The organism is Paraburkholderia xenovorans LB400, from assembly GCF_000013645.1.
Taxonomy (GTDB): Bacteria; Pseudomonadota; Gammaproteobacteria; order Burkholderiales; family Burkholderiaceae; genus Paraburkholderia; species Paraburkholderia xenovorans.
This window is the reverse complement of sequence record NC_007951.1, coordinates 1658054-1678138: the sequence shown is the minus strand read 5'-3', so window position 1 is coordinate 1678138 and position 20085 is coordinate 1658054. Positions and strand designations below refer to the sequence as shown.

Sequence of the window (20085 nt, the reverse complement as noted above, 5' to 3'; positions counted from 1 at the left end):
TCCGTAGTCTCCCGATGCGCGCCATGCGATATGCACGCCCGCGCGTCGCTCCAGCGTGACCGTCTTGCCGCTTTCACACCCTGAACTGTCGATGGAAGGAGAGACCATGAGTCTTCGCAATACGCTGAAACCGCTTGCCCTGTTCGTTGGCGCTATTTTCGCCGTCGCGCCGCCGGCCACGTTCGCCGACGACCTGCCGGTGAAGATCGGTTTTGCCGCGCCGCTGACGGGCGCCAACGCCGGCTATGGCAAGGATCTGGAGAACGGTGTCCGGCTCGCGATCGAGGAAGCCAACGCGCAGAAGATCAAGATCGGCGACAAGGTCGCGCAATTCCAGATCGTTTCCGAAGACGACCAGGCCGACCCGCGCATCGGCGTGCAGGCCGCGCAGAAGCTGGTCGACTCGGGCGTGTCGGCCGTGGTGGGTCACTTCAACTCGGGCACGACGATTCCCGCCTCGCAGATCTACGAGCAGGCCGGCATTCCGGTGATCGACCCGGCGGCCACGAACCCGGTCATCACGGGACGCGGCTTCGCGAACACCTTCATGGTGATTTCCACCGACGGGCAAAACGCCGGCAATGCGGGCGTGTATGCCGTGCAGGTGACCAAGGCCAAACGCATCGCGATCATCGACGACCGCACCGCGTTCGGCCAGGGCGAGGCCGACGAATTCGAGAAGGCGGTGAAAGCACACGGCGGCAGCATCATCGCGCGTGAGTACACCGACAATAAAGCGGTCGATTTCAGCACGCAGATCACCAAGCTCAAATCGGCCAATGCCGATCTGATTTTCTTCGGCGGGCTGGACACGCAGGCCGCCGGCTTTGCGAAGCGCATGAAGCAACTCGGCATGAACGCGCAACTGGTGGGCGGCGGCGGCGTGATGGATCAGGATTTCATCAAGCTCGCCGGCGATTCGTCCGAAGGCGTGATGGCCTGGGAATATGGACGGCCGCTCGCCCAGCTGCCCGGCGGCAAGGATTTCTCCGCGAAGTTCAAGAAGCGTTTCGGCGTGGATATCCTGTCGTATGCGCCGTTCGGCTACGACGGCGCGTGGGCCGCGATCAAGGCCATGCAGCAGGCCAAATCCGCCTCGCCGAACGTCTACCGGCCCGTGCTCAAGGCCATCGATTTCGACGGCGTGACCGGCAAGATTTCGTTCGACAGCACCGGCGCGCTGAAGAGCGGCGCATCGACGCTTTATCAGGTCAAGAGCGGCGCGTGGGTGCCCATCGTGACGAAGACCGGCGGCTAGGATACTTTCCGGCACGGGTTTCGTTGTTTGCGCCCGTGCCGGCGACATCGCTACCGGTTCTTCGCATCCGCAACCTTGACGACCAGGCCGGCATCGAGATCCCGCTCGATCCGCACGAGATCGTCGTGCATTCCCGTGAATTCATTAGCAGAACACATCTGATGGCCAAAGGCGGCGCGCAGGTGGCGTCTGACCTGCAGGAGCCGCGCGGCGGGATCGAACACATAGCTGGATGAAAACGTCATGAAGCGGTTCTGCACCGCTGTATCCGCTGGCAGATCCATCACCCGCACGAAGCGCGGCAGCGTCATTTCCAGCGTCTCGTCGAACTCTCCGCCCAGGCAAGTCCACGGCTGAGTCCTCAGAGGCTCCGCAAGCCATGCCTGCACCTGCGAGCCCATACCGCCGGAGAAACTCGTCAATGCCGGTATTGCCGTGGTGCCGTCGGTCCAGACGAAGTGCTCCACTTTTCCCTGCATCGACGTGGCAAACGGTCCATTCGTGGCGGTGAGATCCGCCGTGCGCAATTGCGCGGTGCCGTGCAGACCCGTCTGTAATAAACGGCTCGCGGCGATCTGCTGCGTGCGTTGCCGCGTCGCCCGCCGAAACGTGTTGCGCTCGATTTCGGCGGTAAAACCGGTGTCTTCCGCGCGGTAGGCGTAATTCGCCGCGCCGCTTTCATCGATGTCGATCTGCACGCGCGCACTGCGTTCGCGCAACTGCGTGGCCGGCGTTCGCGAGAGGACACCCTCGTCCACCAGCAGCACCGGCCTGTCCATCACGCTCGGCGGCAGATAACCGAACGCCGTGCCGCCGGCCGTCGTATCCGCGTACAACGACAACTCAGGAATCCAGATAATCGCGTGATTGATCGCGCTTGCGCCGTAGCCGGGCACGTCGGGCAAACTGTAGTACGGCCCGAGATTGAGCAACACCGCCTCGCTGCGGATGCCCACCGCGGCCAGCAATGCGCCATAAAGCGCGACATGATCCTTGCAGTCGCCATAACGGTTGCGCAGGATGTCGGCCGCCTTGTGCGGAATCGCCGCCGTTTCGCCGAGAAACAAGGCCACGTAGCGGATATTCAAACGCATCCAGTCGTATAGCAACTGCGCCTTCGCGCGCGGGTCGGCGGCGCCGGCGGTCAGCGCCTGCGCGAGGCGGACGATCGCCGGATCGCCGATCGTCGCGTCGAGCGCGGGCCCGCGATACCGCGCGGCAAAATTCGCGAAGTCCGGCACCGTCGATACCATCAGGCGGTCGCCCCAGTTCGCATAGCCGACCGACCCCGCTTCGAGCGGCGCATACGGCCCGTGCCGATAGTCGAACTCATAGCGGGTACGGCCGTTGGCCGTGACCGGCGGCACGGCGACGTAGCCGCGCGCGTCGGCATAAAGCGGCACGTCGGCGGGCAGATCGAAAATCAGGCGCTGCAGTTCGACGGGCTCGCGCGTCGGTTCGACGAGATACGCGAAGGTGCCCGCCTGCAACGGCTTCGTGCGGGTCTTGCGAAACGCCAGGTGCACGCGTGAGCCCGGCTCCACGCCGGGGAAGATCACCGTGCGCAACACGCCGTCCTCGAAGCTCGGTGCGCCTGCGGAGCGCGGCTCCTGCACGTCGCGGATCGCCTCCGGACCGACCGGATGCGCGACGCCACCCGAATCGATCGTTTCCGCGGCCAGCAACTGCACCTGCTCGATGTCCTTGTTGAACCACACATAGCGTTGCGCGATATCGTCGACGCCACTCGTGGTGTTGGCGCGCAGGACCGTGTCGTCGTGTTCCTCGATGGAGCCGTCTTTCTGGATCGTGAAGAGATGGACGTCGCGCTCGATCGTCGAAGGCGCGCGATCGTCGCCGGATGCGGTGGACGCGCTGCCGTCGGCCCATGCGATAGCCGACGACAGCGCGCCGGGCGTCAGCGTCAGCCAGATGGCCAGCCTGAGAACAACCGCCAGGCACCGCCTCATGTGCACTGCGCCCTGCCCCTGGCGCGCAAGGCTCGGGGATTCGAAGCGAATGCAACGCGAAGCACGCGCCGCACCGTTCGCGCGACGCACGGCAAGGCCATGACGCCGGCGAGCGCCCGTTGCAGCGTAACGGCTATTTTCCCCAAGATGCACCCCGGCTCAGTTCGTAGCGTGGTTTTAGCACATTGGCGGCCGGCGCGCGTTTTGGTTGTTTCCAGGCGTTTCACCCGTCCAGATCCAGCTACCTGGAATCGAACAGGCACACATGATGTAGGGACAGCGGCGCGGACATCGGCGCGCCATCACTCCGTTTCGCCGAGTTGCCCGAGCAAAGCCTGCAATCGCTCCACGTGCCTGAGCAGCAGATGACGATGTTTTTCGATCTGCTCCAGCCGTCCCGCGAGATCGGCCTGAATCGGGTCATCGAGATCGGCGGCGGCGATCACGTCTTCCACCTTCGCGCGCATCGACGCCAGTTCCACCGGCGCATGACTCAGATGCCGCTCGAAACGCCGCACCTCCTGAACCGCCACGTCGCGGACCTTGCGAAAATGCGCCTGGCGCCGGTGCGCTTCGGCGTCGAGGTTTTCTTCCTCGACACGTCTGGCCGGTCCCGGCTGGCCGAAGATCGGCTCGGGCGGCCGCAGCACCGTCTTCTTTCGCACGGGATGCGCCGTGCCGCGAAAGCGCGCGAGCGGCTGTTCGTTGTCGATCGCTTCGCGTGCGTTGGGCGGTATGTCCTGTCCCGTGTGCGGCACATTCATCCAGCCGCCCGGCAATCCGGTGACCGCTTCGATCCCGCGCACGAATTCCTCGCTGAATTCGCGTTGACCGGACAACATCAGTTTCAGGTAGCTCGCGGAGAAGGTCATCATGCGCGCGAGACGCGTCGCCGCACCGACCTCGCGGGTCAGCAGCACCAGGTTCGCTCGCCAGACCGGGAGCAGCAATTCGTCGGAATCTTCCATCGCTGGGTCTTCCATCTTTTTGCCCGATGTAGTGATCACGCGCTCGCGCACGTCATCGTTTTGAAAGGGTAGCCGCTTCACGGCGTTGCGCGCAATCCCGGCATTCCAGCGCGTGAGCGTCGATCTGTCGTAATTACACGCCACTGCGCCAGTTCGCACCGTTACCCGCCTTTCACCGCCAGAGGCGGCTCGCGGCGCTCGCCGTCGTGAATTGACAGTCGTGTCTGGTCAGCGTTCCTCCGCACTGCGCGCGCAATGTGGCATGCTTGAAAACCGCTGCGGTACGCCCCGTGCTACAGCGTTAGCACCCCAACATTGAGTTAAGGATTCTGTAATGAAGAAGATTGTCCTCACCATCGCGGCAGCCGTCGCCGCATTGAGCGCCATCGCTCCCGCACAAGCGTATGAGCATCATCATCATCGCGAGTGCCACAAGGTGCGCGTTCATCATCACTGGGAAAACCGCTGCCATTAAAGGTGACGCCACGCCCTGACCGGCACGGCACACCGTCGAGCCCCGCTACAGGCGGGGCTTTTTTTCGCCGGCAGGCTGGGCAGGGAGCAACGCGTCACGCGCGTTCTATACGTTCTGCGCGAACACGGCAGCATGCAATCACGGACACATGCTGTTACACCTTTGCGGCATAAGCCGACGCGGTTCACGGCGTTGCGCAACTCGCGCAGCGTCGTGAACCGCGTGGAAGAGAAGAGAGAGAACCTGCACAGTGCAGGCTATGACGCAAAGGCCGGCGTCACGCCGCCTCGACGCGCTCCAATGCGTTGACGACGAGCGCTTCCAGCAACGGCTCGACCTTCGCAGCCAGCGTTTCGTCATACGCATACGGCATGTGCTCTTCCATATACGTGATCTGCGACAGTTCGAGTTGCAGCGCATGCACGCCTTGCGACGGCTGCCCATACGCGCGCGTGATATAGCCGCCCTTGAAGCGGCCGTTGGCGATCGCCGAATAGCCGCCCTCATGCCGCTCGACGATAGCGGCCATTTCTTCGGCCAATCCCGCCACCGCGCTCGCACCGCTGGCCGTGCCGAAGTTGAAATCGGGCAGACGTCCGTCGAAGAAACGCGGCACGTGCGAGCGGATCGAATGCGCTTCCCACAGCAGCACTCTGCCGTGTTTCGCTTTCAATGCCGCGAGCTCGCCTTGCAGCGCCTCGTGATACGGCTTCCAGTAAGCATCGCGACGACGCGCCACTTCGGCCTCGGTGGGCAGATGGCCGTCGAGATACAACGGTTCCCTGTCGAACGTATCGACCGGCAACAGACCCGTCGTGTCCTGGCCAGGGTATAGGTTCGCGCCGTCGGGCGGACGGTTCAGGTCGATCACGTAACGCGCGTAGGTCGGTGAAAGAACCGACGCGCCCATGCGTTTTGCGAACGCATAGAGACGATCGAGATGCCAGTCGCAATCGTCGGTGCGTTGCGCGGCCGGCGTCATGGTCGCGGCGATGTCGGCGGGAATTTGCGTGCCGAGATGCGGAATCGAAACAAGGAGCGGCAGGCGTCCCTGATGCAGCGAGAAAACCGGCGGTGTATTCGAAGCAGTCATGTCAGTCCGGAATCAGTAGGATCGAAGAATCGGTTCAGCAGATCGTGCAAAAGCCCGCTCGCGCTGTCTATTTGAGCAGCTCCGCCAGCGCCACGCGATAGCGCGCGTACGCGCCCTCCTCATCGCGATGCCGGCGGTTGTCGACGACCTTCTCGCCACCGGTGTAGACATCGCGAATCGGCGTCTCGCCATGCTCGCAGAATACAACGCCCGAGAGCCAGGTGTCCGGCGCATGCTCGGCGATGCTCGAATGATCCGCGTCGAGCACGAGCCAGTCGGCCCGGCGGCCCGGCTGCAAGGCGCCGACCGCGCGGCCCGTCGCATGCGCGCCGCCCGCGAGCGCGGCGTCGTACAGACGGTCGGCGACACGCGTGGCCTGTGCCGACGCCAGCACGTTGCGCTGCCGGTGCGTAAGACGCTGGCCGTATTCGAGCAAGCGCAACTCCGCGCGCCAATCGACGCCGATATGGCTATCCGAGCCCACGCCGATGCGCCCTTGCGCGTCGAGATAGTCTTGCGCCGGGAAAATGCCGTCGCCGAGATTCGCTTCGGTCGTCAGGCACAAACCGGCGACCGCGCCGCTTCGCGCGAGCGCCAGCGTCTCGTTCGTATCGACATGGGTGGCGTGCACGAGGCACCAGCGGCTATCGACATCGAAACGATCGAGCAGCCATTGCACCGGACGCGCGCCTTCGGTTTCGAGGCAGGCGTCGACTTCGGCGGTCTGTTCGGCGATGTGAATATGCACGGGCGCGGTGCCGTCGATACCGCCGAGCAGCGCACGCAATGAATCCGCGGAAACCGCGCGCAGCGAATGCGGCGCCACGCCATAACGCAACGCAGAACTTTCAGGGCGCGCCGCGCGCAACGTGCCGAGCAGATCGAGCAGACTCTCCGGTGTGTTGATGAAACGCCGCTGGTCGTCACGCGGCGCGCGCGAGCCAAACCCGCTGTACTGATACAGCACCGGCAGCATCGTCATGCCGATCCCGCTCGCCGATGCCGCGTCCACGACACGCTGCGCGAGTTCCGCCTGATTCGCATAGCGCTCGCCCCCCGGCATGTGATGCACGTAGTGAAACTCGCACACCGACGTATAGCCCGCCTTCAGCATCTCGATGTACAGCCACTGTGCGACGCTCGCCAGACCTTCCGGCGTGATGCGCGCGGCGAAGCGATACATCAGTTCACGCCAGCTCCAGAAGTTGTCCGTGGCGCCCGCGCCAGACGCGGCGCGATATTCGGTGAGGCCGGCCATTGCGCGCTGAAACGCATGCGAATGAAGGTTCGGCATGCCAGGCAATAGCGGACCTGCGGCTTTTTGCACGCCGTCGGCCACCGTGGACGTATCAGGCGTGACGGCCGTCAGCGTGCCGTTTGCGTCCCACTCGAGCAGCACGTTGCGGTGCCAGCCGTCCGGCAGGTACGCGTGCGCGGCGAATAGCGATTGTGTCGATTGACTCATGGGTTGGGGTTGCGTCTGCGGTTGCGTCATCTCAGGCCCTGGCTCAATTCACGCCGCGTATAAACGGTCTCGCCCGCGCGCACCACTCGCGCGCATAACGGGCGTCCAATCCAGTAAGCCAGCTCGGCCAGCGAGTCGACCGACCACACCGCGAAATCGGCCGCGCGCCCTGCTTCCAGCGAGCCGTGCCGATCCGCCTTGCCGAGCGCGCGCGCGGCGTGCGACGTCACCCCTTGCAGCACTTCGGGCACGGTCATGCGAAACAGCGTGGTCGCCATATTCATCATCAGCAGCAGCGAAGTGGCGGGCGACGTGCCGGGGTTGCTGTCGGTCGAAATTGCAATCGGCACCTGATAGCGCCGCAGCAATTCCAGCGGCGGCAACTGCGTCTCGCGGATGAAGTAATACGCGCCCGGCAGCAACACGGCCACCGTGCCGGCTTCCTTCATTGCGGCGACGCCGGCTTCGTCGAGAAATTCGAGGTGGTCGGCGGACAGCGCATGATGACGCGCCGCGAGCGCCGTGCCGCCGCCGTTCGACAACTGCTCGGCATGCATTTTCACCGGCAGTTGGTAACGCTCCGCCGCCTTGAAGACGCGCTCGCTCTGTTCCAGCGAAAAGCCGATACGCTCGCAGAACACATCGACCGCGTCGACGAGACCTTCGTCCGCGAGCGCGGGCAGCATGGTGTTGCAGACTTCGTCGATATACGCGTCGGCACGCCCGGTAAATTCGGGCGGCAACGCATGCGCGCCGAGAAACGTCGTGTAGACGGTCACGGGATAACGCTCGCCCAATTGGCGCGCTACGCGCAGCATCTTGCGCTCACTGGCGAGATCGAGGCCGTAGCCGGATTTGATCTCGACGGTCGTCACGCCTTCGGCGAGCAAGGGTTCGAGCCGCGCAGCGGACTGACGCAGTAGCGAGGCTTCGTCGGCGGCACGCGTGGCGCGCACCGTGGACACGATACCGCCGCCCTGCCGTGCGATTTCTTCATAACTGACGCCCGCGAGGCGCTGCGCGAATTCGTCCGCGCGCTGCCCGCCGTACACCAGATGCGTATGGCAATCGACGAGACCCGGCGTGACCCACGCGCCGTGCAGATCTTCGCGCGGCCATGCGGCGTATTCGACCGGCAATGCGCAGGCCGCGCCGAGCCACACGATCGTGCCGTTTTCAACGGCGATCGCGGCATCGGCCAGCGTATGTTGGGGATCGCCCTGCGGGCAAAGTTTCAGGTGATGCCAGACGGTTTGCTTCATCGCGTGCTCTTTGCAGCTTGTTGCGTGTCCGTGGTGGTTCGCGTGCGCGCTCCCTGACATTGGCGAGCGTGCACGCGACTCGTCGTCATCTTTTTGCGTAGCGGATGTTGATCGCGAGCAAGGCGCCCTCGCCTTTCACCGCGCATGACAGCGCGTGCGGCGTATCGATGCGCAGCGTGTCGCCGGTTTCGAGCGGCAGCGGCTGCGCGTCGCCGGGCGTGACCGACACCAAGCCCTGCGCGCAGTACAGGAGCACCGCGTCCGTGGACAGCGTGCGCTGCGTGGCGCCCCGCCACACTTCCACTTCGCCCTGCGCCGCGTCGCGACGCACCATCAGGTTGAAGTCGCGCGTGGCGCCATCGACGAGGCGCGCGTCGATGCGCGCCTCGCCGGTGAAATGCGCCATGTCGAGCGCTTGCGTCAACGCGTATGTCTTCACGCCGTGCGCACCGCGCCCGTCGCCGGCTTCGTCGAGCAACATGCCCGCGCCGGACAACAACACGAGCGTGCGATCAATGCCGGCAAAGCGCGAGAACGGCCCGGCTTGCGCGACATCGGCCACGCTCACCCGCCACACGAAAGCATCGAGCCCCGCGCCTTCGGGGAACGCCGCCACCTCGCGCGTGACGCCGCCGCCGTTCTTCCAGGGCGCCGCCACGAGTTCGGCGCCGCGAATCAGCGTGACGGTTGCCCCGCTGACCACGAGCGTGCCGTGAAGCGCCACGATCAGCGGCCCAGCATCGGCAGATTGAGACCAGCCTCGCGCGCGGTTTGCTGCGCGAGTTCATAGCCCGCATCCGCGTGACGCATCACGCCGGTAGCCGGATCGTTGAACAGTACGCGGCCGAGGCGCTCTTTTGCGGCATCCGTGCCATCGGCGACGATCACGACGCCCGCGTGCTGGCTAAAGCCCATGCCGACTCCGCCGCCGTGATGCAGCGACACCCACGAGGCGCCGCCCGCCGTATTCAGCAGCGCGTTGAGCAGCGGCCAGTCGCTGACCGCGTCCGAGCCGTCCTTCATCGATTCGGTTTCGCGATTCGGGCTCGCCACCGAACCGGTGTCGAGGTGATCGCGGCCGATCACGATCGGCGCCTTCAGTTCGCCGTTCCTGACCATTTCGTTGAACGCCTGGCCCAGACGATAGCGGTCCTTCACGCCGACCCAGCAGATCCGCGCGGGCAAGCCCTGGAACGCGATGCGTTCGCGCGCCATGTCGAGCCAGTTGTGCAGATGCGGATCGTCGGGGATCAGTTCCTTGACCTTCGCATCGGTCTTGTAGATATCCTCAGGATCGCCCGACAGCGCGACCCAGCGGAACGGGCCCTTGCCTTCGCAGAACAGCGGGCGGATATACGCCGGCACGAAACCCGGGAAATCGAACGCGTTTTTCACGCCCATTTCCAGCGCCATCTGACGGATGTTGTTGCCGTAGTCGAGCGTGGCCGCGCCGCGTTCCTGCAGCGTCAGCATGGCTTGCACCTGGTTGGCCATCGACTGTTTGGCCGGCGTGATGATCGAATCCGGCGCGGTCTTCATACGCTCACGCCAGTCTTCGACATTCCAGCCTTGCGGGAGGTAGCCGTGAATCGGATCGTGCGCGCTGGTCTGATCGGTCACGCAATCCGGCGTGATGCCACGCGTCACGCACTCGGCGAACACGTCGGCGGCATTGCCCAGCAGGCCGATCGAAACCGGCTTGCCGGCCAGCTTCGCTTCGTCGAGCATGGCGAGCGCCTCATCGAGCGTCTGCGCTTTCCTGTCGACGTAGCGCGTCTTCAGGCGGAAGTCGATGCGCGTCTCGTCGCATTCCACCGCGATCATCGAGAAACCGGCCATCGTGGCCGCGAGCGGCTGCGCGCCGCCCATGCCGCCGAGGCCGCCGGTCAGGATCCAGCGGCCCTTCGGCTCGCCGTTGAAATGCTGGTTCGCCACCGAGAAGAACGTCTCGTAGGTGCCCTGCACGATGCCCTGGCTGCCGATGTAAATCCAGCTGCCCGCCGTCATCTGGCCGTACATCATCAGGCCCTTGCGGTCGAGTTCGTGGAAGTGTTCCCACGTCGCCCAATGCGGCACCAGATTCGAATTCGCCAGCAGCACGCGCGGCGCGTCGGCATGCGTGTGGAACACGCCGACCGGCTTGCCGGATTGAATCAACAGCGTTTCGTTTTCCTCGAGATCCTTCAGCGACTTGAGAATCTGATCGAAGCAGTCCCAGTTGCGCGCCGCACGGCCAATGCCACCGTACACGACCAGCGCATGCGGATGCTCGGCGACTTCCGGGTCCAGATTGTTCTGGATCATCCGGTACGCGGCTTCCGCGATCCAGGTCTTGCAGGTCTTTTCCGCGCCGCGCGGTGCGCGGATCGTGCGGGTCGGATCGAGACGCGGGTCGATGTGTTTCGGGTTGTTCATGATGGCCCTCGGAATGCTTGAAGATGGTCGAAAAAGATTCGGGTTCGGAAAAGACGGCGTAGTCAGAAATGTCCGGTGAAGCGATAGCGGCTGCCGGGATGCCAGAGATTGGCGATCGATGCGACCTGGCTTTGCGACCACGTGCGCCGATGCAGCACGAGGCAGGGCTCCAGTTCGTCCATCGTCAACAGTTCGCGCGTATCGGCGTCGGCGGCCAGCGCCTCGATGCGGTACTCGACCCGCTGCAACGGCGCGACGCGCACGAGATACTGGTTCGGCGTGGTGTTGGTGAAGTCCTGCCGCGCGTACTCGGGCGCGACCGCCGGATTGACCCAACGCTCTTCGAGCTGCACCGGCTCGTCGTTTTCGAAATGCAGCACGCGCGAATGAAACACCGGGCTGCCCGCGCTCACCTGCATTTCCCCGGCGAGCGCTTCGTCGGCGATGCTCGCGCCGATATGCAGCACCTTCGCCTGATAACGATGACCGCGCGCGACGATTTCGTCGGAGATGCTGCGGATCGCCACCAGCGTCGATTCGTACTTGGGACGGGCCACGAACGTGCCCGAACCTTGCACACGCGTGAGCACCTGCTCCGAGGTCAGCTCGCGCAACGCGCGGTTGACCGTCATGCGCGCCACGTTGAATTCGCGCGCGAGCTCGTTTTCGGAGGGCACCTGGTCGCCTTCACCCCATTCGCCCGCATGGATGCGCGCGAGGATGAAGTCCTTGATGCCCTGATAGGCCGGTGCGTTCATTGGCTTGATATGCGTGCTTGAAACTTACTGTTCGGACGCGAAGGAGAACGGGCTCAGCTTCGCGATCGTGCCGTTCTGCACGAGGCGCGTGACAGCCGCGATATCCGGTGCGAAATAATGGTCGAGCTCGTAATGCGCGACGTCCTTGCGCACTGTGTCCATCGCTTTCTGCAGGCTCGGGCTGGTCTTGTGCGGCGCGCGCAGATCGACGCCTTGCGCGGCGGCGAGCAGTTCGATCGACAGAATGTTCGCGGTGTTTTCAGCAATGTCGCCGAGCTTGCGCGCGGCGAACGTCGCCATCGACACGTGGTCTTCCTGGTTTGCCGAAGTGGGCAGCGAATCGACCGAAGCCGGATGCGCGAGCGTCTTGTTTTCCGAGGCGAGCGCCGCAGCCGTGACGTGCGCGATCATGAAGCCCGAATTCACGCCGCCATCGCGCACGAGGAACGGCGGCAGGCCCGACAGCGTCGCGTCGATCAGCAGCGCGATGCGGCGTTCGGCCAGCGCGCCGATTTCGGCGGCGGCGAGCGCGAGGTTATCGGCCGCGAAGGCGACCGGCTCTGCGTGGAAGTTACCGCCCGACAGCACTTCGCCGGTGTCGGGGAAAATCAGCGGATTGTCGGAGACCGCGTTCGCTTCGAGCAGCAGCACGTTGGCCGCGTGGCGCATCTGATCCAGACACGCGCCCATGACTTGCGGCTGGCAGCGCAGGCTGTACGGGTCCTGCACCTTGTCGCAATCGGCGTGCGAAACGTTGATTGCCGAACCTTCCAGCAGCGAGCGGTATGCCGCCGCCGCGTCGATCTGACCTTGATGGCCGCGCAACTCGTGAATGCGCGCGTCGAACGGCTTGACCGAGCCCATTGCGGCATCTACCGACAATGCGCCCGACACCAGCGCGGTGCGGTACAGGTCTTCGATGGCGAACATGTTGTACAGCGCGAGCGCCGTCGAAGCCTGCGTGCCGTTCAGGAGCGCCAGCCCCTCTTTGGCTTGCAGCGTGAGCGGCTTGAGGCCGACGAGCGCGAGACCCTCGGTGGCCGGCATGCGCTCGCCCTTCGCGAACACTTCGCCGACGCCGAGCAGCGCCGCCGACATATGCGCGAGCGGCGCGAGGTCGCCCGATGCACCGACCGAACCCTTGACCGGAATCACCGGCAGCACGTCGGCGTTGTACAGCGTGATCAGCGCGTCCATCACTTCACGGCGAATGCCCGAATGGCCGCGGCCGAGGCTCGAGAGTTTCAGCGCGATCAGCAGACGCACGACCGGACGCGACATCGGCTCACCCACGCCGACCGCGTGAGAGAGCACCAGATTGCGCTGCAACAGTTCGAGTTGGTCGTGCGGAATATGCGTGCTGGCGAGGCGCCCAAAGCCCGTGTTGATGCCGTAGGCCGGCTCGCCCTTCGCGGCGATATCGGCGACGGCTTGCGCGCAGGCGTCGATCGCGGCATGGCTGGCGGGATCGAGTTGCAATGCGACATGTTCGCGCGCGATCTGGCGCAGTTGCGGGAGAGTCAGGTGGCCGGGCTTCAGATTCATCATGGTTGTCGTCCTGTCTATACAATTCGAGAGAAGTTTAGCGGCGCCTTCTTGTATATACAACTTGTTTTTCAAGGATTCGGCCTGGGAGTTTCCATTAGGGCGTAATGCATGCTTGGCGTGGATCTTGCCAATGGCGACAGCTTCAGCGGCCGCCCGCTGCGTACCGCATTTCCCGTCTGGCGGACTTAACTTGTATATACACCTTAAAAATGGCAGGCGCCACGCGGACAAAAAGATTCCGCCTCCGGCCGGGCCGCCGCTCCATGCCCATGAGAGCGTTATAGGCGAGGCTGCCGACGGCGCAAAAAAGCCCGCGAACTCAGGCAAGCCGCGGGCTTCGTTTCAGGCGAATGAATCGCACAACGTCGCTAGAGCTTCACGCGCGCCGCGATGAAATCCAGAAAACACTGCACGCGCCCCGCCAGCGACGCGCTCTGGTAATACACCGCGCTCACCCGCTGCCGTTCATCCACCAGCACGTTGCCGAGAATCGGCACGAGGCGCTTTTCGCGCACGTCGGCGGCGCTCATGAAGTCGGCCAGACACGCGATGCCCCAGCCCGACAACGCCAGTTGCCGCAATGTCTCGCCGCTCGATGCGGTGATCGCCGGTTCGATCTTCAGCGCTTCGGCCCCGCCCTTGCGCCCTTCCCGCAACGGCCAGCGGTTCAGGTGCTCGGGCGCCGTGAAGCCGATCAGCCGATGCTCGCGCAACGCCTCCACCGATCTGGGTTCGCCATATTCAGCCAGATACGCCGGGCTCGCGAGCACGCGCAGCTTGCTGGTGCCCAACGCACGCGCATGCAAGGTCGAATCCTGCAACTCGCCGATGCGAATCGCGATGTCCACCTTCTGCTCCAGCAGATCGACGATCCGTTCGTTGCTCGTCAACTCCAGCCGGATCTCCGGATACAGCGCCGAAAACGCCGTCATATGCGGCGCCACGCAATGCAGCATGAAGGGCGACGCGGCATCGACACGCAAGCGTCCCGAAGGCCGCTCGCGTCCTCGCGTGACGGACTCTTCGGCCTCTTCCATTGCGTGCAGAATCGCGCGGGCGTGTTGCAGGAAGGTCTCGCCTTCTTCGGTGAGTTGCAGACGGCGTGTCGTGCGCCGCACCAGCGCGGTATCGAGTTTCTTTTCGAGGCGCGCGAGCGCGCGGCTCACCCCGGAAACGGTTTGGCCCAATTTCTCGGCGGCCGCGGTGATCGAGCCGCTGTCGATCACCGTGACGAACACCAGCAACTCGTCGGTCGAAGTTTTCATTGTTGATTTCAAATCAAGTTTGATTTGAGACTAACACGCTTTTTGCGAGAATCAGGAAGGCGGATACTGTGTGCATGTCATCGTGTTTCTCACCAAGGAGAACGAATTGAAGATTTTCATCACGGGCGCAAGCGGTTTCATCGGGGGATCCATTGCAGCGCATCTCGCGCGCGCCGGCCACACCGTTCGCGGTCTGATCCGCAACCCCGAACATGGCGCCGAACTGAAGCGGCTCGGTATCGAACCCGTGATCGGCACGCTCGACGACCGCGCGTTGCTGATCGCCGAAGCGAAAGCCGCCGATGCCGTCATCAATGCCGCGAGCAGCGACCATGAAGGCGCGGTGAAAGCGCTGATCGAAGGACTCGCCGGGTCCGGCAAGACGTTCCTGCACACGAGCGGTTCGAGCATCGTCGGCGATGCATCGGGCGGCGAAGCGGGTCAGGCGCGCATCTATCACGAAGACGCGTTGCCCACGCCGACCGCCGACAAAGCCGCGCGCGTGGCGATCGATCAACTCGTGCTCGACGCCGCGCAGCAGAACATCCGCTCGGCCGTACTGTGCAACACGCTGATTTACGGCCACGGCGCGGTGTCCGGCAGCGCGAGCGTGCAATTGCCGCGCCTCGTGCGTCAGGCGCAGAAGAGCGGCGTGGTGCGTCACGTGGGCAGCGGCGGCAACATCTGGTCGAACGTGCATATCGACGACGTGGCCGAGCTCTATCGCCTCGCACTCGAGAAAACGCCGGCGGGCACGTTCTATTTCGTCGAAAGCGGCGAGGCGTCGTTCCGCGACATGAGCGCCGCGATTGCGCGCGCGATGAAGCTCGGCGAACCGCAAGACTGGCCGCTCGAAGAAGCGCAAAAGGAATGGGGCTACGAAATGGCTTCGTATGGCCTCGGCTCGAACAGCCGCGTGCGCGGCGAGCGCGCCCGCAAGCTGCTCGGCTGGCAACCGAAGCGTACCTCGGTGATCGACTGGATCGAGCACGAGATGATGTCGCCGAAGGGGGCGTCATCCGAAGCGTGAACGAAGGGCCGCGCTTCGGGGCGGCCCCGAGAGAGCCTCTTCCGGGCGCCCGGGGGCACCGGAAGGGCGTAATCCATGTAAGCGCAGCCGTTGCGAATCCGTAAGCTCAACTCGATAGAATCGCGCTCACCTGATCGCGCGATTCGACAGTCCGAGTCGCGCATGAGCCCGGATTTGATCGATGATTTACGCGCTGAATTTCGATTGGCTAACCAATCTGCTGGCGATACTTTTCGTCGTGGCGTGTCTCTACGATGCACGCTACGACGAATACGGCACGTTGACGCTGTCAGCGGCCGCAATGGGACTCGCCGTGATGGCGATCGAGCTGTTCCTCAAGCCCGCCTTCGACATGGCGCTTTGAAGCGTGGGCGCTTCGAGGCCGGCGCCGCGTGCGAAGTTGAACGTCAACTCGCAATCGGAACCATTCGGGCTGTTCGCCGAAGCGGGACGCCGGAATGCATGACGCCCCGCTGCGCACCCGGCACCATCAGATCGCCCAGCCGCCGAGATAAAAACCCACCAGCACGATCGCGATAGCCACCGTGCCCACGTTCAGCTTGCGATACTCGCCGCTGACCACGCGGCCGATCACCAGCGTCGCGAAGCCGAGCATGATGCCCGTCACGATGTTGGCGGTCAGCACGATGAACACCGCGCACATCAGGCCCGACATCGAGTCGACCATGTCGTCCATGTGCAGCTTGCTGACGTTCGAGAGCATCAGCAGGCCCACGTACATCAGCGCGGGCGCCGTCGCATACGAAGGCACGAGACCGGCGAGCGGCGAGAAGAACATCACCACGAGAAACAGCAGCCCCACCACCGCGGCCGCCATGCCGGTCTTCGCGCCTGCCGCCACGCCGACCGTCGATTCGATATAGGCCGCAGCGGGTGCGCCGCCGAGCAGGCCCGAGAAAATCGAGCTCAGCGAGTCGGCCGTCAACGCGCGGCCGCCGTTGATGATGCGGCCGTTTTCATCGAGCTGCCCTGCTTGTCCCGCGACGGCGCGGATCGTGCCCGTGGCATCGAACACCGCGGTCATCACGAGCGCCAGCACGCTAGGCAGGACCGCCATCGACAAGGCGCCCTTGAGGTCCATCGCGCCGATCAGCGAAGCATGACCCGGCGCGCTCAGCGACGGCACCGCGAACACGCCGTGAAACGACACGGCCGGATCGACGGCGAGCGCGATCGCCGAAATCGCCACGATCACGATCAGGATCGAGCCCGGCACGCGGCGGCGCACCAGACCGAAGATGGCCGCGAGTCCCGCCACCGACATCAGCGCCGGCAACGCCGTGATATTGCCGAGCGACACCGGCAGACCGGCACCGGGATTCTTCACGACGAGACCCACGTCGTTGGCGGCGATCAGGAGCAGGAAGAGGCCGATGCCGATGCCCGTGCCGTGCGCGATGCCTGTCGGCAGGTTGCGCAGAATCCACGAACGCACGCCCGTCACCGAGATCGCGGTGAACACGACACCCATCAGGAACACCGCGCCGAGTGCGACATTCGGATGCAGGCCCCTGCCGAGCACGAGGCCGAACGCGGTGAACGCCGTCAGCGAAATCGCGCAGCCGATCGCAATCGGCAAACGCGCCCACACGCCCATCAGCAGCGAGCCGAACGCCGTGGTCAGACACACGGCGACGAACACCGCGCTGGTGTCGAAGCCCGCTTTGCCGAACATGCCCGGCACGACGAACACGGAATAGACCATCGCGAGAAAGGTCGTGATACCCGCGACGATTTCCTGACGCTGCGAACTGCCGCGCGAAGAGATTTCGAAGTAGCGGTCGAGAAAGCCCTTTGCGTCGAATGATTCGGCGCCGACTTCGGAAATCGGTTGGGCGTGGGGTTCCATCATGATGAGTGCCTCCTTTATCAGCGTGCTGAAACGGCCGTCGATACGGTCGTCATCAGGTTCGTCTCGTTGCGTTGGTTTAGTGTGGGATGGGGTCTTTTTTGCTGTCTCGAAATGTAGGGCAACACAAATATGTCTCCCATCGCATGAATGGCATGCCCGGCATGTCGCGACGCTTATATCGTTTAAGGCACGGCAAAGCAGCCTCGCAGGCCGCGCGTTAACACCTACGATCCGTCACGAACGGATGAAAGGGTTTTGAGAGTTTCGACACTGCCCATGCGGTGCGCGGCCCGCCGACACATCGGCGCAGCGGCATGAACCGTGCTTGGGGCCACCTGTCAGATTGCCTGCAAAACCGGAGCCGCCCAACGTCGCGGGTTACACTCTGGCCCGTACCCGTTTTAACCGCGGCAGCCCACTGGGCCCGTCCGCACCGGCCCTTGGAGTCCTTCTTGATGAGCGGCGGTTTTTCGCGTCCTGCCTGGTGTCACCTGATTCATGCCGGGTTCGCATTGTTCGCGCTGTTTGCGCTGTCCGGTTGCGGCAGCCTGCTGTGGGGCCCGCAGCAGGCGCCGATCGTCGACGCCACGGTCATGCCGGTCGAACCCGCCAGCGCGCCGGTGGCCGCCTCCGCGCCCGAACCGGTCGAAACCGAAGCGGCCGAGCCCGAGCAGCCGAGAAAGCCGAGGAAACCGGTCGTCAAGCCGCACAAGGTCGAGCCTCCACCGCCCGTCGTCACGCCTGCGCCGCCGCCTCCGCCGCCCCCGCCGCTGATCGTGGTGCGCACGATCGAGCGCAACGAGGCGCGTGCGCTGCTCGACAGCGAAGTGCAGAAGCCCGACGGCAAGGTGGTCGGACGCGCGGTGGATCTGATCGCGGATGCCGGCGGCAAGCCGCGTGAGATGGTCGTGAATCTGCAGGGTTTCCTCGGCGTCGGCGACCGCAAGGTGAACTTCCCGTGGGGCGCGTTCCGCTTCACGCCGACTGCGAAAACCGCTCCCATCACGCTCAACGCCGCCGCGGTTCCGGCGAACCCGGCCAAGGCGGCCGCGGCCGCGTTGCAACTGCCGCTGATCGACGCCACGGTCGAGCGCTCGAACGGGGCCAAGGTCGGCCGCGTGATCGACGTGCTGGTCGACGCCAATGCGCAGCCGCAGGCAGTCGTGCTCGACGTCAACGGCATGGTGAGCCCCGAACGGCGCACGATTGCCGCCAACTGGTCGGCGCTGCGCTTCGTCACGAAAGACAAGGAGCTGCATCCTCTGCTCGAATTGAGCGATGCGCAGATCAACGCGTCACCGCCTTATGCCAGCGACAAACCGATCCGCGCGGTGTCGCCGGCACCACCTCCCGCGCCAGCGCCCGCTCCTGCTTCCGCGCCCGCCGCCGTCGCGGCGCCTGCCGCCGCAGCCACGACCACGGCGGCTTCCAACGCACGGGCGGCCCGATGACAGGCCGCACTCTGGTAACGGCGCGCAGCTTGCGCGCGCTCGATTGGCTGAATTTTTTCGTCGCCAACGTGCAAACAGGTTTTGGACCGTTCATCGCGTCCTATCTCGCCTCGCATAAGTGGACCCAGGGCGAGATCGGCATGGCGCTCTCCGTGGGCACGATCAGCGCGATGGTGAGCCAGGTGCCCGGCGGCGCCGCCGTCGATGCGTTGCGCAACAAGAAAGGCGCGGCGGCGTGGGCAATCATTGCGATCATTCTGAGCGCGGTGCTGCTGGCCGTCAGTCCGACGGTGCTGCCGGTGATCGCCGCCGAGGTGTTCCACGGCTTCGCGAGTTGCATGCTGACGCCGGCGCTCGCAGCGATCTCGTTCGCACTGGTGGGACGCGCGAATCTCGGCGACCGGCTGGGGCGCAATGCGCGCTGGGCGTCGATCGGCAGCGCGGTCGCGGCCGGCCTGATGGGCGTATTCGGCGAATACTATTCGCCACGCGCGGTGTTCTGGCTGACCGCCGCGCTCGCCGTGCCCGCCCTGTTCGCGCTGACGATGATCCAGCGCACCGACACCGTCGAATTGCCGAAGGCCGCGCCGACGCCGCAGCAGATCGAGCGGCGCGAAAGTCTGCGCGAGTTGTTGCGCGACAGGCGGATGCTGCTGTTCGCGGCGTGCATCGTGCTGTTCCACTTGTCGAACGCGGCGATGCTCAATCTCGCCGCCGGCGAGGTGACGGCCGGCATGGGCGACAACGTGCAGCTCGTGATCGCGGCGTGCATCATCGTGCCGCAGGCGATCGTGGCGATCATGTCGCCGTGGGTCGGGCGCTCCGCCGAGCGTTGGGGACGCCGGCCCATTCTGCTGCTCGGCTTTTCGGCGCTGCCGATACGGGCGCTATTGTTCGCCGGAATCAGCAGCCCCTATCTGCTCGTGCCGGTGCAGATGCTCGACGGTTTGAGCGCGGCCGTGTTCGGGGTGATGCTGCCGCTGATTGCCGCCGACGTGGCGGGCGGCAAGGGACGCTATAACCTGTGTATCGGCCTGTTCGGATTGGCCGCCGGGATCGGGGCTACGTTGAGCACCACCGCCGCCGGGTTCGTGGCCGATCATTTCGGCAATGCGGTGAGCTTTTTTGGTCTGGCCGCGGCCGGCGCGCTGGCGGTTTTGCTGGTGTGGGCGGCCATGCCGGAGACGCGCGACGCGGCGGCTGAAGACGAAGCGCCGGTGGCGGACGGAGGGAAGTCGGCGGCTCGGTGACTGC

The 20085-nt window shown here is 64.7% G+C and carries 17 protein-coding genes; 6 read left to right on the top strand and 11 right to left on the bottom strand.

Features of this window, described 5'->3' with window-relative positions; genetic code table 11:
• Nucleotides 1–106: 106 nt before the first annotated feature.
• On the top strand, nt 107–1258 hold the full coding sequence (locus tag BXE_RS07435; RefSeq protein ID WP_011487751.1) for a branched-chain amino acid ABC transporter substrate-binding protein: 1152 nt from the start codon (nt 107–109) through the stop codon (nt 1256–1258).
• A 50-nt stretch (nt 1259–1308) separates the two neighbouring features.
• Here the strand turns inward: BXE_RS07435 and BXE_RS07430 are convergent, their stop codons facing one another.
• Nucleotides 1309–3228, bottom strand: a complete 1920-nt coding sequence (locus BXE_RS07430; RefSeq protein WP_011487750.1) for a DUF3857 domain-containing transglutaminase family protein — start codon at nt 3226–3228, stop codon at nt 1309–1311.
• Nucleotides 3229–3530: 302 nt separating this feature from the next.
• Nucleotides 3531–4196, bottom strand: coding sequence for a hypothetical protein (locus BXE_RS07425; RefSeq protein WP_038458101.1), 666 nt, complete (start codon nt 4194–4196; stop codon nt 3531–3533).
• 334 nt (nt 4197–4530) lie between these two features.
• Here BXE_RS07425 and BXE_RS46435 point away from each other — a divergent pair, with 334 nt between their 5' ends.
• Nucleotides 4531–4671 carry a hypothetical protein gene (locus BXE_RS46435; protein ID WP_167540870.1) on the top strand — a complete coding sequence of 47 codons (141 nt, stop codon included), beginning with the start codon at nt 4531–4533 and terminating at the stop codon, nt 4669–4671.
• 277 nt (nt 4672–4948) lie between these two features.
• Here the strand turns inward: BXE_RS46435 and hutG are convergent, their stop codons facing one another.
• The 8 genes from hutG to BXE_RS07385 form a co-directional block, all read right to left on the bottom strand.
• Nucleotides 4949–5764 carry an N-formylglutamate deformylase gene (gene hutG / locus BXE_RS07420; RefSeq protein WP_011487748.1) on the bottom strand — a complete coding sequence of 272 codons (816 nt, stop codon included), beginning with the start codon at nt 5762–5764 and terminating at the stop codon, nt 4949–4951.
• A gap of 67 nt (nt 5765–5831) precedes the next feature.
• Nucleotides 5832–7229, bottom strand: a complete 1398-nt coding sequence (locus tag BXE_RS07415) for a formimidoylglutamate deiminase (RefSeq protein WP_038458104.1) — start codon at nt 7227–7229, stop codon at nt 5832–5834.
• A gap of 26 nt (nt 7230–7255) precedes the next feature.
• A complete protein-coding gene (hutI, locus tag BXE_RS07410; protein WP_038456506.1) occupies nt 7256–8491 on the bottom strand; it encodes an imidazolonepropionase in 1236 nt (411 codons plus the stop codon).
• An 85-nt stretch (nt 8492–8576) separates the two neighbouring features.
• Complete coding sequence (locus tag BXE_RS07405; RefSeq protein ID WP_011487745.1) at nt 8577–9215, bottom strand: HutD/Ves family protein; 639 nt, start codon at nt 9213–9215, stop codon at nt 8577–8579.
• A 2-nt stretch (nt 9216–9217) separates the two neighbouring features.
• On the bottom strand, nt 9218–10906 hold the full coding sequence (gene hutU, locus BXE_RS07400; protein ID WP_011487744.1) for a urocanate hydratase: 1689 nt from the start codon (nt 10904–10906) through the stop codon (nt 9218–9220).
• A 62-nt stretch (nt 10907–10968) separates the two neighbouring features.
• Complete coding sequence (gene hutC, locus BXE_RS07395; RefSeq protein ID WP_011487743.1) at nt 10969–11664, bottom strand: histidine utilization repressor; 696 nt, start codon at nt 11662–11664, stop codon at nt 10969–10971.
• A gap of 24 nt (nt 11665–11688) precedes the next feature.
• A complete protein-coding gene (gene hutH / locus BXE_RS07390) occupies nt 11689–13212 on the bottom strand; it encodes a histidine ammonia-lyase (protein ID WP_011487742.1) in 1524 nt (507 codons plus the stop codon).
• A 368-nt stretch (nt 13213–13580) separates the two neighbouring features.
• Nucleotides 13581–14477 (bottom strand): LysR family transcriptional regulator, encoded by an 897-nt coding sequence (locus tag BXE_RS07385; protein WP_011487741.1) that lies wholly within the window; start codon nt 14475–14477, stop codon nt 13581–13583.
• Between the two features lie 106 nt (nt 14478–14583).
• Here BXE_RS07385 and BXE_RS07380 point away from each other — a divergent pair, with 106 nt between their 5' ends.
• The gene (locus BXE_RS07380; RefSeq protein ID WP_038458109.1) at nt 14584–15507 is read left to right on the top strand and encodes an NAD-dependent epimerase/dehydratase family protein; all 924 of its coding nucleotides are present in this window, start codon (nt 14584–14586) and stop codon (nt 15505–15507) included.
• 181 nt (nt 15508–15688) lie between these two features.
• Nucleotides 15689–15871 (top strand): hypothetical protein, encoded by a 183-nt coding sequence (locus tag BXE_RS07375; RefSeq protein ID WP_011487739.1) that lies wholly within the window; start codon nt 15689–15691, stop codon nt 15869–15871.
• Nucleotides 15872–15997: 126 nt separating this feature from the next.
• On the opposite strand, the gene BXE_RS07370 is transcribed toward BXE_RS07375, so the two are convergent.
• On the bottom strand, nt 15998–17380 hold the full coding sequence (locus BXE_RS07370) for an NCS2 family permease (protein WP_011487738.1): 1383 nt from the start codon (nt 17378–17380) through the stop codon (nt 15998–16000).
• A 455-nt stretch (nt 17381–17835) separates the two neighbouring features.
• Here BXE_RS07370 and BXE_RS07365 point away from each other — a divergent pair, with 455 nt between their 5' ends.
• Together BXE_RS07365 and BXE_RS07360 are read left to right on the top strand one after the other, a co-directional pair.
• Complete coding sequence (locus BXE_RS07365; RefSeq protein ID WP_011487737.1) at nt 17836–18831, top strand: PRC-barrel domain-containing protein; 996 nt, start codon at nt 17836–17838, stop codon at nt 18829–18831.
• A complete protein-coding gene (locus BXE_RS07360) occupies nt 18828–20081 on the top strand; it encodes an MFS transporter (RefSeq protein WP_011487736.1) in 1254 nt (417 codons plus the stop codon). Before BXE_RS07365 ends, BXE_RS07360 begins: the two co-directional genes overlap by 4 nt.
• Nucleotides 20082–20085: the final 4 nt, after the last annotated feature.

Bases quoted from the DNA above. Each gene is read 5' to 3' on its own strand.
- BXE_RS07435 (WP_011487751.1), top strand. From the start codon at position 107: ATGAGTCTTCGCAATACGCTGAAACCGCTTGCCCTGTTCGTTGGCGCT.
- BXE_RS46435 (WP_167540870.1), top strand. From the start codon at position 4,531: ATGAAGAAGATTGTCCTCACCATCGCGGCAGCCGTCGCCGCATTGAGC.
- hutH (WP_011487742.1), bottom strand. From the start codon at position 13,212: ATGATGAATCTGAAGCCCGGCCACCTGACTCTCCCGCAACTGCGCCAG.
- BXE_RS07375 (WP_011487739.1), top strand. From the start codon at position 15,689: ATGATTTACGCGCTGAATTTCGATTGGCTAACCAATCTGCTGGCGATA.
- hutI (WP_038456506.1), bottom strand. From the start codon at position 8,491: ATGAAGCAAACCGTCTGGCATCACCTGAAACTTTGCCCGCAGGGCGAT.
- hutG (WP_011487748.1), bottom strand. From the start codon at position 5,764: ATGACTGCTTCGAATACACCGCCGGTTTTCTCGCTGCATCAGGGACGC.
- BXE_RS07365 (WP_011487737.1), top strand. From the start codon at position 17,836: ATGAGCGGCGGTTTTTCGCGTCCTGCCTGGTGTCACCTGATTCATGCC.
- BXE_RS07360 (WP_011487736.1), top strand. From the start codon at position 18,828: ATGACAGGCCGCACTCTGGTAACGGCGCGCAGCTTGCGCGCGCTCGAT.
- BXE_RS07425 (WP_038458101.1), bottom strand. From the start codon at position 4,196: ATGGAAGATTCCGACGAATTGCTGCTCCCGGTCTGGCGAGCGAACCTG.
- BXE_RS07430 (WP_011487750.1), bottom strand. From the start codon at position 3,228: ATGAGGCGGTGCCTGGCGGTTGTTCTCAGGCTGGCCATCTGGCTGACG.
- BXE_RS07370 (WP_011487738.1), bottom strand. From the start codon at position 17,380: ATGATGGAACCCCACGCCCAACCGATTTCCGAAGTCGGCGCCGAATCA.
- BXE_RS07385 (WP_011487741.1), bottom strand. From the start codon at position 14,477: ATGAAAACTTCGACCGACGAGTTGCTGGTGTTCGTCACGGTGATCGAC.
- hutU (WP_011487744.1), bottom strand. From the start codon at position 10,906: ATGAACAACCCGAAACACATCGACCCGCGTCTCGATCCGACCCGCACG.
- BXE_RS07415 (WP_038458104.1), bottom strand. From the start codon at position 7,229: ATGAGTCAATCGACACAATCGCTATTCGCCGCGCACGCGTACCTGCCG.
- hutC (WP_011487743.1), bottom strand. From the start codon at position 11,664: ATGAACGCACCGGCCTATCAGGGCATCAAGGACTTCATCCTCGCGCGC.